We start from the raw sequence: 12,044 nt of genomic DNA on the forward strand, positions 1-12,044 counted from the left end.
TTATCACTCTTATTGTAAAGTAATAAGAAAAAAATGTAAAAACATATAAAAACATATAATGGAACTAGCTAGAATTCATAAGACAAACATAAGCTCACGTTCAGCTGCTGAACGTGAGCTTATGTCTAATGATGAGAGTGGTGATGATGCGTTTCGTTTTCAGCTGGCTGTAGTGAACGTAACTCTTCTTTTGATAATTTGCCTACTGCGACTTGCTGAGTAGGAAGGATGTGCTCACCGCGAGCATTAATATCGGTTTTAATATAGTAAATACCATCCTCTTTAAAGGCTGCTTTTGCTTTATACATACTGCCGTCATAATGTGCCTTTATTGTTTCAACTTTACCGGGAGCATCTTTTTTCCACACGTTAAACTGAACGCTTTTGGCGTCATCCACCGTTTTATTTTCTTGCATCACATGGACTTCTAACACCTGTGTGCTCTGTGGCTCTATATTTTCAGGAAGCATCACATGCGCCGACAGAGGCTTTTGCTGCTTGTAGAGCTGGTCTGCGTCACTGTTTACGGAGCACGCGGAAAGCACAAGCGTACTGAGTATGACTAGTCCGGACATTTTCCATTTATTCATTGTTACTGCACCTCACATCGTTTCATCAATCATGCGTTTAAAAATCGCTTCAATGCTGGAATTCGTTTGATAACAAAAAAATCTAAAAGCCACACGATAACTAAGGACAGTCCGACTAAAGGAAAGAGGATACCAAACACGACGATTATACACGTCACGATTCGCATTGCACTTCCTTCAGGAACTTTAGGAGCCCCCATGTTTTTAGCTGGTTTTCTCTTCCACCACAGTAAGGATCCGCTGATAGCGATACCAGCAATTCCGATACAAATAATAAGGCCCATAAGCTGATTGATAAATCCAAACTGTGTGCCTTTATGAAGCGTAATACCAAGCGCAATCAATTTGCCCATAAATCCATAGTTGTCGTACCGATAATCGGCTAACACAGCTCCGGTATATTGATCAAGGTGAATGGTTGCTTCATCTTGAGCTCTTGGTGAAAAAACAGAGAGCGTATACACACCTTGAGCGTCTTGCGGAATAGAAATGGTGTAGCCGTCGTGCATATGCTGTTCTTTTGCAATCGTGACAATGTCATCAAGCGATACTTTTGTATATTGCGAAGCTGTTGAGCTTGGCACTTCTAACGTTTCAGCTCCCCAAGGCACGTCCGCAACATCTTTTGTTTGCACGGTTGAAGTAGGAGCACTGCCTACCCAAATAGACGGAGGGTACCCAACACCTGCGTTTGTGGCGACTTGCTGAAACGCATTGCCCCACAGTCCTGACCACGGAAGTCCTGTTAGTACGAGAAAAAGCATCCCCGCTGAAATCCAAAAGGCCGGTACTGCATGAAGGTCACGTATCAGTACGTTTTTACCTTTTGAAAAACGAGGAATCAGCACGCCTTTTATTTTGTCTTTTTTGCGCGGCCACCATAAAAAAGCGCCGGTTACAATTAAGACAATTGCCCAGCAGGCCGCAAGTTCTACGATACGATCACCTGCTGTTCCCGCCATCAGCTCTCCGTGAAATTCTTCAATTTGATTCATCAAGCGACTGGAATCATCTACTTTTCCTATGATGTGACCATTGTGAGGGTTAACAAACATCGTATATGTATGGTCTTTTAATGAAATTCCTACTTCTGACGAACGAGTAGAGAGATCACTGGGCTTATACGTCAACACATCAGCGTCTGGATACTTTTCCTTTACAGCCTGTACTTGTGCTGAAGGGGATACGGACTGTGACTGAGCTTGTACATGATAGAAGTCGTGATACAGTTTTTCTTCAATTTGAGGCTTGAATAAATACATCCCGCCCGTAACAGCTAATATAAGAAGAAACGGAGTAAACATTAAACCCGCATAAAAATGCCAGCGCCATATGGCTTTGTATAGACCTTGAGAACGCGCCGTGCTTTTTTTCGTTGTACTCGCTGATTCTTCGCGCTTTTCCTGCATCGTTTTTTCCTCCTTTTTACTAACTAACGTGCTTTTATTATAGAAGGAAAGGGAGAATTAGCCATCACCCCTGAGAGTGATTGTTGGGACTTATGAGAGAAAGGTGCTGATAAAAAAACAGCTCGTAAAAGCTGTTAGTTCATTAAGCCATTTTGAAACGCATAGCTTGTCAGCTGCACGCGGTTTTCTAAATGAAGCTTGCTTAAAATATTTTTCAAATGGCTTTTTACCGTGTGTTCAGAAATAAATAACTGCGCCGAGATATCGCGGTTTGACAGTCCTTTAGCCACTAATTGAAGCACTTCAAGCTCCCGTGCAGACAGGGGAGTGTCTGGCTTTGTAATCGATGTTTCCTGCGGAAACTCTTTTAAAATTTGAAACGCAATTTCTTTTGACATAGGAACTTCATCTAAAGCGAACGCACGCAAATAGTCGTACCACACTTCAGACTGCAGGTTTTTTAACAAATAGCCCTGGGCTCCTTTTTTCAACGCATCAAACAAATCCGTAATATCGTCTGAAACCGTGATGACCACAATTTTAACATACGGAAACTGAAGCTTAATTTGTTTTGTCGCTTCTAATCCATTCATCACGGGCATTTTAATATCCATTAGCACAATGTCAGGCATTAATTTTTCGGTTAGTTCGATTGCTTCCTGCCCGTTGGTTCCTTCGCCAACAATCATAAAATCTTCATATTCTTCTAAAATATCGCGAATGCCTTCTCTTGCATGAGCGTGATCATCTACAATCAAAATACGAAACGGCTGCATTTACGTAACCTCCTTTTTAATACTAACAATGGTCTGGTTCTGTTTTCGTTGAATGGAAAAGTCCCAGTTCATATCTTTGGCACGATCTTTCATAATTTGCAGACCAAGACCGGCCTTAAGAGATTCAGAGGTGAAACCTATACCGAAATCTGTAATTTCACAAATCCATCCGCCTGCCGTTTCACCGGCTGTAATCCAGATTTTATTTGTTTTTGCATGTTTAATGACGTTCATAGCAGCTTCTTTCACACAGGCAAACAGCTCATTTTTTTCTTTTCTCGAAAGCGTTGTTTCTGACAGTCTCCAATCTAAATTGACATCTAGTAAATGAGTATGTGTTAAATCATCGACGTATTGATGAATGCTTTCAGTCCAGCTTTCTGAAGAGTCTGAAGGAGAGTGCTTTAAATTTGTAATCGCTTGGCGCGTATCGTCATGAACATGCTGCAGAGTTTGCTTCATTCGGATAAAATCAGGATCCTGCTCTAAGTTGTTTTTTCTTCCGAACTTGTTCATTTTAACAGATAGGAGAAACAGCGACTGCGCAATGCCGTCATGCAGTTCACGAGCTAATTTTTCACGCTCAATAAGCGCAGCTTTCTTTTCTTTTTCTTGCCTTAGTTCCTCTTGTATTTTTTCTAAAATAGAAAATAAATAGCGGACAAAGACAAGCGTTACAAAAAAGACAAGCAGCGGAGAAAGAACATTTCCCATGTCCATTGAGATGTAAGGAAGCAAAAAGGCATGGCGAACATACTCCCAAAGTGCGATGGTCAGAGTTGGAAGAAGCAAAATCAGCCATTTAATTTGTCTATATTTCACAGTATCCCTTCTTTCATCCATAAAATGTGTCTATATTTTATCATTTGAGCGGAAAATTACTAGAGGAAAGAAGAGAAATCACTCTTAGGGGTGAGTGGGTAAAGTTAATAAAGAAAATCTTATCTGCAATATCATACAAGAAAAATTCTCGAGTCAATGGTATGGTTAAAAAGCTTAAGATGTGACAAGGAGTGATTTATTAATGGCAAAAGAAATTCGGACAGCGCACGTTGACGCTGATTTACATATTGAAGCTTATCGTTTTAAAGGAATTATGCAAAAGTTTCCTGCTCATTTTCACGAGTATTATGTGATTGGATTTATTGAAGAAGGTCAGCGTCATTTAATTTGCCAAGGCAAAGAATACATCATTAATCCAGGCGATTTGCTGCTGTTTAATCCGTATGATGTCCATAGCTGTGAACAAATAGACGGCAAAACGCTTGATTATCGCTGTATTAACGTGACACCAGACGCGATGAAAAAAGCTGTTTTTGACATTAACGGAAGTGAAAGTCTTCCGCGTTTTAACAGCAATGTGGTACAAAGAAGTGAGGCTGTCTCTAGTTTAAAAGAGCTTCATTTACAAATTTTAAATGGTGAACATGAGTTTAAGAAAGAAGAGTTATTTTTATGTTTGCTAGAAGAGCTCATGCACGATCATTCAAACCTTTCCTTTTTTTCGTCAGCTGCTGACACGTCTGATGAAATCAAAACAATCTGCAGCTATTTGGAAGACAACTATACAAACAAGATCACGCTGGATGAATTAAGTAAGCTAATTGGATGGAGCAAATACCGGCTGCTGCGCTCTTTTACAAAGCAAAAAGGAATCTCTCCATACAGCTACTTAGAAACAGTTCGAATCAATCAGGCTAAAAAGCTTCTAGAACAGGGACAAAAACCGATTGACGTCTCCTTTTTAACTGGATTCAGTGATCAAAGTCATTTGACTCGATTTTTTAAAAGTCAGGTGGGGCTAACGCCAAAACAATACATGAAAATCTTTGAAAGTGAAAAGAAAACAGAATGCTAGTAATAGCTTAAAAAGGAGAGAAGAGCTGTGGATCATTTAGCTGCTTATATGCTGATGGCGCTGGTTATGTCAATGATACCTGGTGCTGATACGATTCTTATCATGAAAAATACGCTTCATCACGGAGCAAAAGCAGGACGTTTTACCATACTCGGCATGGCTACAGGCCTCACGTTTTGGACGTTAATTGCTGTGCTTGGCTTGTCTGTTACTATCGCGCAGTCGGTGTATCTGTTCAACACCATTAAATATATAGGTGCCGCGTATTTATTTTACTTAGGTATCAGGGTATTTCTTACAAAAAATACGCTCTCATTGGAGCACATTTCAGAAGAAGAAAAAGCTGTTAAGCCTTCATCTAATCACGCCTATAAAGAATCATACATACAGGGAGCTCTTAGTAATTTTCTTAACCCTAAAACGGTATTGGTTTATATTACATTCATGCCACAGTTTATCAACTTGGATGCTCACACGAATCAGCAGCTGCTTATGCTTGGTTTTATTCTTACACTCATAGCGGTAGGTTGGTTTTTAATCTTAGTGTATGTAGTAGATTACGTGAAAAAATGGCTTAAAAAACCAGTGTTTCAAAAAGCCTTTCAACGATGCAGCGGAGTGCTGCTGATTGGTTTTGGAATAAGAACAATCGTGTAATAGTAGCTAGTAAGCAAAAAAGAGGCTGGGATAAAAATATGTTAGTTGAAGGAAGATCCGAATGAGTTTGATTCTTGATGGAGAATCAAACTCATTCGGATTTTTTATTAGTATGGTGAACATAGCCTTCGTATATTTATTCAGTTATTTCTAGCTGTTGATTGGAGGGCAAGGCGAAGATTCCTGCGGGAAAAGCGGAACAGGTGAGACCCCGTAGAAGCGCAAGCGACGAGGAGGCTCACCGGCCGCCCGCGGAAAGCGAAGCCATGCACGGAAATCAACAGCAGTGTAACAAGCCACCGATACTAGTTCATGTATTCAATTTTATCGTCTTTAAATTGTATCGATTTAGCTATATCTCAATCTCTTTTCTTAACGTTTAAAAACACGTAAACGAAACAATTTGTCGTGTATCGACACCGAAAATGGTCCAAAAACGTCCGTTCCATCTAAATCCTGCAACCGATCGCGGTCCTACAAAAATAGGGAAATACCAGAAGCTAGAGCCGTTTCTAAGCCATATGAACGTATTGCGGAATAGACAAAGAGAAATGGCTCCTGGGTCAACAGCAAATGGAGTTGCCGTTTGCTGAGCTGGAATAAATGCCGGCGGAGGGGAAGTTGGAGCTTGCTGCGGGTCAGGTGTAGGTAAACCGCCTGGTGGTCTAGGTGGACCGGGCGGGAGTTGAGGTCCAGGAAATCGTGCTGGGTAAAAATAAAAATCCATGTAATTAATGTCCATTTTTTAAGCACCTCTATTTTCTTAATCACTATTTTATAAAGTATGAGAAAGCTGCCTAAAGGGATTGGGCAACTATAGCTTTTTTTACATAGGTCTTTTTTATGAAGAAAAGTTTGGTTCTTAAGTCGGGAATGAATTCCTTCATGAACTCGATAAAAACTGAATAGGATAAAACAGAGTGTGTTTTTAGAGGAGGACTTTTCATGGATAACAATCCAAAAAAGATGTTTACACCGGTTAAGACCTATCAACCTTTCCACAGTATCTATGATCCGTGCCGGCCGATAGGAGTTAAATATTATTCTACGCCGCCTCAGTTATACATGGGATTTCAGCCCGCGAATCTGCAGCAGTTTTCACCGAAAGAAGCGCTAAAAAAAGGAACGCTGTGGCCGGCTTTTTGGGACTACTATGAAAATCCATACAAAGATAAGAAGAGGGATGAAGAATGAAAAAACTACCTCCGGAGTACTATCAGGATTTAGAAGAAATACAGGCGATTGATTTTGCACTTGTAGAATTAACGCTGTATTTAGATACCCATCCAAATGACCAGCAGGCTATGCAGCAGTTTAACGAATACGCGCAGCAGGCTATGCAGTTAAAAAGAAACTTTGAAACAAAGTACGGGCCGCTCCAGCAGTATGGAAACAGCTATACCGACGGGAAGTGGAGCTGGGGAACAAGCCCTTGGCCATGGCAAATATAAGCAGATAAAGGCGGGAACTATATGTGGGTGTATGAAAAGAAATTGCAGTATCCAGTTAAAGTAAGTACGTGTAATCCAACGCTTGCCAAATATTTAATGGAACAGTACGGGGGAGCGGACGGAGAGCTTGCAGCTGCACTTCGTTATTTGAATCAGCGCTATACCATTCCCGATAAAGTTGTTGGACTGCTAAACGATATCGGGACAGAAGAGTTTGCTCATCTTGAAATGATTGCGACGATGATTTATAAGCTAACAAAAGATGCAACGCCGGAGCAGCTGAAGGCAGCTGGATTGACAGAACACTATGTAAACCATGATAGTGCACTTTATTACAATAATGCTGCTGGCGTTCCGTTTACCGCTACGTATATACAGGCAAAAGGAGATCCGATTGCAGATCTTTATGAAGACATAGCAGCAGAAGAAAAAGCAAGAGCTACATATCAATGGTTAATTGATATATCAGATGACCCTGATTTAAACGACAGCTTACGATTTTTACGAGAAAGAGAGATTGTACATTCACAGCGTTTCCGTGAGGCCGTGGAGATTTTAAAAGATGACAGAGACAGGAAGAAAATCTTTTAACTAGCAAAAAACATCCCTCTTTGCGAATGCAAATGAAAGGAGGGATGTTTTTTATTATGGCAGCGTTGATTATGCGCTAGAACTGCAGTGACAAGAAACAACCTTTAATGTTCCTTCAACATCTTTCCAAATTCGCGTATAGCAGTATTCGCCTCCAATAGATTCACCAGTTGCCAGCGACCCATTTACCGCTACTTTTGTAACGGTAACGGCAAGTTCTTGAAACAGTTTAATTTCTTGTTCCAACACTTCGATACCCGCTATATCAAGACTTTTTGAACGATGAGCATTTATATCTTGCTCTTTTGACAACCATTGCCCAAAGTGATTCACAAAAATAAGCTCATCTGAAAGTAATTCTTCTAATAACTCTACGTTATTAGAAAGCATGGCTGAGCGAAGCATTTCTTCGTATTCTATCACTCTTGCTTGGTTCATTTTTAATCCTCCTTTACGCCTTGTGTAACTCTTTTCTATTTCCACCTTACTTTTCCTTTAAACTTCTTCATTTAATAGATTGTGTTAAATTATGTTAATAAAGGGGATAAGTGGACTAATTTTCTGTAAGCATAAAATATTCTGAAAGACTCCATTATTTACCTTTAAATGGTATAAAATTAGAGTGAAAGAACCTTTTCTTTCCACTTGTCTAGTTATCTTTTTACTATTAAGAAGCAGTTTTTTATACTTGTAATTGTAGCGGAATGAACGTTCATTCCGTTTTTGGAAAGAGGTGATAAAGTGGAATCTACTCCAACAAAACAAAAAGCGATTTTTTCTGCTTCGCTTCTGCTGTTTGCAGAAAGAGGATTTGATGCAACCACGATGCCAATGATTGCAGAAAATGCCAAAGTAGGAGCAGGAACAATTTATCGCTACTTTAAAAATAAAGAAAGCCTTGTAAACGAACTGTTTCAGCAGCATGTAAACGAGTTTTTACAGTGTATTGAAAGCGGCCTGGCTAACGAAAGAGAAGGATATCGAGATGGATTTCATCATATCTTTGAAGGTATGGTGACATTCACTAAAAATCATCCTCGTGCGCTTGGCTTTATTAAAACTCATAGTCAAGGAGCTTTTTTAACAGAAGAGAGTCGCTTAGCCTATCAAAAGCTGGTGGAATTTGTTTGCACGTTCTTCAGAGAAGGACAAAAGCAAGGCATTATTAGAAACCTTCCTGAAAATGCGCTCATTGCTATTTTATTTGGAAGCTTTATGGAAGTATATGAAATGATTGAAAATGACTATTTATCTTTAACTGATGAACTTCTTGCCGGCGTAGAAGAGAGTCTGTGGGCAGCACTTAGCAGACAATCATGAAACTTAACAAGTGAAAGAGGGATAACATGACAATTAAAGAAATGCCTCAGCCAAAAACATTTGGAGAGCTTAAAAACTTACCGTTATTAAACACAGATAAACCGATTCAAACGCTGATGAAAATTGCAGATGAATTAGGGGAAATCTTTAAATTTGAAGCGCCTGGACGTGTGACGCGCTACTTATCAAGTCAGCGTCTAATTAAAGAAGCATGCGATGAATCCCGCTTTGATAAAAACTTAAGTCAAGCGCTTAAATTTGTGCGTGATTTTGCAGGAGACGGTTTATTTACAAGCTGGACGCACGAAAAAAACTGGAAAAAAGCGCATAATATCTTACTTCCAAGCTTCAGTCAGCAAGCGATGAAAGGCTATCACGCGATGATGGTCGATATCGCCGTGCAGCTTATTCAAAAGTGGGAGCGTCTAAATGCAGATGAGCATATTGAAGTACCGGAAGATATGACGCGCTTAACGCTTGATACAATCGGTCTTTGCGGCTTTAATTACCGCTTTAACAGCTTTTATCGCGATCAGCCGCACCCGTTTATTACAAGCATGGTCCGTGCACTGGACGAAGCGATGAACAAGCTGCAGCGAGCAAATCCAGATGATCCTGCCTACGATGAAAATAAGCGTCAGTTTCAAGAAGATATTAAGGTGATGAACGATTTAGTAGATAAAATTATCGCAGATCGCAAGGCAAGCGGTGAACAAAGCGATGATTTATTAACGCATATGCTAAACGGAAAAGACCCAGAAACAGGTGAGCCGCTTGATGATGAGAACATTCGCTATCAAATTATTACGTTCTTAATTGCGGGACACGAAACAACAAGTGGTCTTTTATCATTTGCGCTGTATTTCTTAGTGAAAAATCCACATGTATTACAAAAAGCAGCAGCAGAAGCAGCACGAGTTTTAGTAGATCCTGTTCCAAGCTATAAACAAGTGAAACAGCTTAAATACGTCGGCATGGTCTTAAACGAAGCGCTGCGTTTATGGCCGACAGCTCCTGCATTTTCTCTATATGCAAAAGAGGATACGGTGCTTGGAGGAGAATATCCGTTAGAAAAAGGTGATGAACTGATGGTTCTGATTCCTCAGCTTCACCGTGATAAAACGATTTGGGGAGACGATGTGGAAGAGTTCCGCCCAGAGCGTTTTGAAAATCCAAGCGCGATTCCGCAACATGCGTTTAAACCGTTTGGAAACGGTCAGCGTGCGTGTATCGGTCAGCAGTTCGCTCTTCATGAAGCAACGCTTGTACTTGGTATGATGCTAAAACATTTTGATTTTGAAGATCATACAAACTACGAGATGGATATTAAAGAAACTTTAACGTTAAAACCTGAAGGCTTTGTTGTAAAAGCAAAATCAAAAAAAATTCCGCTTGGTGGCATTCCTTCACCTAGCACGGAACAGCCTGCTAAAAAAGCACGCAAAAAGGTAGAGAACGCTCATAATACGCCGCTGCTTGTGTTATACGGTTCAAATATGGGAACAGCTGAAGGAACGGCGAGGGATTTAGCAGATATTGCGATGAGCAAAGGATTCGCACCTCAGGTTGCAACGCTGGATTCCCATGCAGGAAATCTTCCGCGTGAAGGAGCTGTTTTAATTGTAACGGCTTCTTATAACGGACATCCGCCTGATAACGCAAAGCAGTTTGTCGACTGGTTAGACCAAGCGTCTGCTGATGAAGTCAAAGGCGTTCGCTACTCCGTATTTGGATGCGGCGATAAAAACTGGGCTACTACGTATCAAAAGGTGCCTGCTTTTATCGATGAAACGCTTGCAGCTAAAGGGGCAGAAAACATAGCTGAACGCGGCGAAGCAGATGCAAGCGACGACTTTGAAGGCACATACGAAGAATGGCGTGAACATATGTGGAGTGACGTAGCAGCTTACTTTAACCTCGACATAGAAAACAGTGAAGATAATAAATCTACGCTTTCACTTCAATTTGTCGACAGCGCTGCGGACATGCCGCTTGCGAAAATGCACGGTGCTTTTTCGGCGAACGTTGTAGCAAGCAAAGAACTACAAAAACCAGGCAGTGAACGAAGCACGCGTCATCTTGAAATTGAGCTTCCAAAAGAAGTTTCTTATCAAGAAGGAGATCATTTAGGTATTATTCCTCGCAACTATGAAGGAATAGTAAATCGTGTAACGACAAGGTTCGGTCTAGATGCATCACAGCAAATCCGTTTGGAAGCTGAAGAAGAAAAATTAGCGCATTTGCCACTCGGTAAAACCGTATCAGTAGAAGAGCTTCTGCAATATGTGGAGATTCAAGATCCTGTTACGCGCACACAGCTTCGCGCAATGGCTGCTAAAACGGTCTGCCCGCCGCATAAAGTGGAGCTTGAAGCCTTGCTTGAAAAGCAAGCGTATAAAGAAAAGGTGCTGGCAAAACGCTTAACAATGCTTGAACTGCTTGAAAAATATCCGGCGTGTGAAATGGAATTCAGCGAATTTATCGCTCTTCTTCCAAGCATGCGTCCGCGCTATTACTCCATTTCTTCATCACCTCGTGTCGATGAAAAACAAGCAAGCATCACGGTTAGCGTCGTCTCAGGAGAGGCGTGGAGCGGATATGGAGAATATAAAGGAATTGCGTCGAACTATCTTGCTGAGCTGCAAGAAGGAGATACAATTACGTGCTTTGTTTCCACACCGCAGTCAGGCTTTACGCTGCCAAAAGATCCTGAAACACCGATTATCATGGTCGGACCAGGAACAGGCGTCGCGCCGTTTAGAGGCTTTGTGCAGGCTCGCAAGCAGTTAAAAGAACAAGGACAGTCGCTTGGAGAAGCGCATTTATACTTTGGCTGCCGTTCACCTCATGAAGACTATCTGTATCAAGAAGAGCTTGAAAACGCACAAAATGAAGATGTCATTACGCTTCATACCGCTTTTTCACGCGTACCAAATCAGCCGAAAACATACGTTCAGCACGTTATGGAACAAGACGGCACGAAATTGATTGAACTTCTTGATCAAGGAGCGCACTTCTATATTTGCGGAGACGGAAGCCAAATGGCACCTGACGTTGAAGCAACGCTTATTAAAAGCTATGCTGATGTTCATGAAGTAAGTGAAGCAGATGCTCGCTTATGGCTGCAGCAGCTAGAAGAAAAGGGCCGATACGCAAAAGACGTGTGGGCTGGGTAAATAAAAAATAACCTCCGCTATTTAGCGGAGGTTATTTTTTATAGCGAGGTGAAGACATAACTAAACCCACATATCATCTAAAGACGAACAAACTTGAGAAATGAACTCGTATGGATTGCTTGTGATACCGCTAGAAGTAGCCATATACATGAAACCTCCATTCAGCATACCAATGAAAAAACCCAAACGAATTTAATTCTCTATCAAGAGTCTCAA

13 protein-coding genes are annotated in these 12,044 nt (G+C 41.0%); 7 read left to right on the top strand and 6 right to left on the bottom strand.

The window, feature by feature from the left end; translation table 11 throughout:
• Window positions 1–125: 125 nt before the first annotated feature.
• From ACXAE4_RS11435 to ACXAE4_RS11450, 4 genes are all read right to left on the bottom strand, one after another.
• Window positions 126–590: a FixH family protein gene (locus tag ACXAE4_RS11435; RefSeq protein ID WP_099000378.1), complete on the bottom strand. Its 465-nt coding sequence runs from the start codon at window positions 588–590 to the stop codon at window positions 126–128.
• Between the two features lie 29 nt (window positions 591–619).
• Window positions 620–1,999 carry a PepSY-associated TM helix domain-containing protein gene (locus ACXAE4_RS11440; RefSeq protein ID WP_099331141.1) on the bottom strand — a complete coding sequence of 460 codons (1,380 nt, stop codon included), beginning with the start codon at window positions 1,997–1,999 and terminating at the stop codon, window positions 620–622.
• A gap of 134 nt (window positions 2,000–2,133) precedes the next feature.
• Complete coding sequence (locus ACXAE4_RS11445) at window positions 2,134–2,775, bottom strand: response regulator (RefSeq protein ID WP_033580507.1); 642 nt, start codon at window positions 2,773–2,775, stop codon at window positions 2,134–2,136.
• Window positions 2,776–3,597, bottom strand: a complete 822-nt coding sequence (locus ACXAE4_RS11450; RefSeq protein WP_047750474.1) for a sensor histidine kinase — start codon at window positions 3,595–3,597, stop codon at window positions 2,776–2,778.
• Window positions 3,598–3,799: 202 nt separating this feature from the next.
• Here ACXAE4_RS11450 and ACXAE4_RS11455 point away from each other — a divergent pair, with 202 nt between their 5' ends.
• Both ACXAE4_RS11455 and ACXAE4_RS11460 read left to right on the top strand, forming a co-directional pair.
• Window positions 3,800–4,633 (top strand): AraC family ligand binding domain-containing protein, encoded by an 834-nt coding sequence (locus ACXAE4_RS11455; RefSeq protein WP_165636480.1) that lies wholly within the window; start codon window positions 3,800–3,802, stop codon window positions 4,631–4,633.
• Window positions 4,634–4,660: 27 nt separating this feature from the next.
• Entirely contained in the window at window positions 4,661–5,290 is a 630-nt protein-coding gene (locus tag ACXAE4_RS11460; protein WP_289578049.1) for a LysE family translocator, read from the top strand.
• Window positions 5,291–5,669: 379 nt separating this feature from the next.
• Here the strand turns inward: ACXAE4_RS11460 and ACXAE4_RS11465 are convergent, their stop codons facing one another.
• Window positions 5,670–6,032, bottom strand: a complete 363-nt coding sequence (locus ACXAE4_RS11465) for a hypothetical protein (protein WP_033580509.1) — start codon at window positions 6,030–6,032, stop codon at window positions 5,670–5,672.
• A gap of 203 nt (window positions 6,033–6,235) precedes the next feature.
• On the opposite strand from ACXAE4_RS11465, the gene ACXAE4_RS11470 reads away from it, so the two are divergent.
• From ACXAE4_RS11470 to cotJC, 3 genes are read left to right on the top strand one after another with little or no spacing between them, the layout of a single operon-like run.
• Window positions 6,236–6,484 (top strand): spore coat associated protein CotJA, encoded by a 249-nt coding sequence (locus ACXAE4_RS11470; RefSeq protein ID WP_033580510.1) that lies wholly within the window; start codon window positions 6,236–6,238, stop codon window positions 6,482–6,484.
• Complete coding sequence (locus ACXAE4_RS11475; protein ID WP_025751042.1) at window positions 6,481–6,741, top strand: spore coat protein CotJB; 261 nt, start codon at window positions 6,481–6,483, stop codon at window positions 6,739–6,741. Before ACXAE4_RS11470 ends, ACXAE4_RS11475 begins: the two co-directional genes overlap by 4 nt.
• A 21-nt stretch (window positions 6,742–6,762) precedes the next feature.
• Window positions 6,763–7,332: a spore coat protein CotJC gene (gene cotJC / locus ACXAE4_RS11480; protein ID WP_025751043.1), complete on the top strand. Its 570-nt coding sequence runs from the start codon at window positions 6,763–6,765 to the stop codon at window positions 7,330–7,332.
• 69 nt (window positions 7,333–7,401) lie between these two features.
• Here cotJC and ACXAE4_RS11485 read toward each other — a convergent pair whose 3' ends face one another.
• Window positions 7,402–7,770: a nuclear transport factor 2 family protein gene (locus ACXAE4_RS11485; protein ID WP_165636482.1), complete on the bottom strand. Its 369-nt coding sequence runs from the start codon at window positions 7,768–7,770 to the stop codon at window positions 7,402–7,404.
• A gap of 303 nt (window positions 7,771–8,073) precedes the next feature.
• Here ACXAE4_RS11485 and ACXAE4_RS11490 point away from each other — a divergent pair, with 303 nt between their 5' ends.
• Window positions 8,074–8,652, top strand: a complete 579-nt coding sequence (locus tag ACXAE4_RS11490) for a TetR/AcrR family transcriptional regulator (protein ID WP_028414486.1) — start codon at window positions 8,074–8,076, stop codon at window positions 8,650–8,652.
• 26 nt (window positions 8,653–8,678) lie between these two features.
• Window positions 8,679–11,828, top strand: coding sequence for a bifunctional cytochrome P450/NADPH--P450 reductase (locus tag ACXAE4_RS11495; RefSeq protein WP_289578045.1), 3,150 nt, complete (start codon window positions 8,679–8,681; stop codon window positions 11,826–11,828).
• Window positions 11,829–12,044: the final 216 nt, after the last annotated feature.

Source organism: Priestia sp. ABM2_011 (assembly GCF_056158845.1).

Coding starts and splice junctions, on each gene's coding strand:
- ACXAE4_RS11435 (WP_099000378.1), bottom strand. CDS start 590: ATGAATAAATGGAAAATGTCCGGACTAGTCATACTCAGTACGCTTGTG.
- ACXAE4_RS11440 (WP_099331141.1), bottom strand. CDS start 1,999: ATGCAGGAAAAGCGCGAAGAATCAGCGAGTACAACGAAAAAAAGCACG.
- ACXAE4_RS11445 (WP_033580507.1), bottom strand. CDS start 2,775: ATGCAGCCGTTTCGTATTTTGATTGTAGATGATCACGCTCATGCAAGA.
- ACXAE4_RS11455 (WP_165636480.1), top strand. CDS start 3,800: ATGGCAAAAGAAATTCGGACAGCGCACGTTGACGCTGATTTACATATT.
- ACXAE4_RS11465 (WP_033580509.1), bottom strand. CDS start 6,032: ATGGACATTAATTACATGGATTTTTATTTTTACCCAGCACGATTTCCT.
- ACXAE4_RS11470 (WP_033580510.1), top strand. CDS start 6,236: ATGGATAACAATCCAAAAAAGATGTTTACACCGGTTAAGACCTATCAA.
- ACXAE4_RS11475 (WP_025751042.1), top strand. CDS start 6,481: ATGAAAAAACTACCTCCGGAGTACTATCAGGATTTAGAAGAAATACAG.
- cotJC (WP_025751043.1), top strand. CDS start 6,763: ATGTGGGTGTATGAAAAGAAATTGCAGTATCCAGTTAAAGTAAGTACG.
- ACXAE4_RS11485 (WP_165636482.1), bottom strand. CDS start 7,770: ATGAACCAAGCAAGAGTGATAGAATACGAAGAAATGCTTCGCTCAGCC.
- ACXAE4_RS11495 (WP_289578045.1), top strand. CDS start 8,679: ATGACAATTAAAGAAATGCCTCAGCCAAAAACATTTGGAGAGCTTAAA.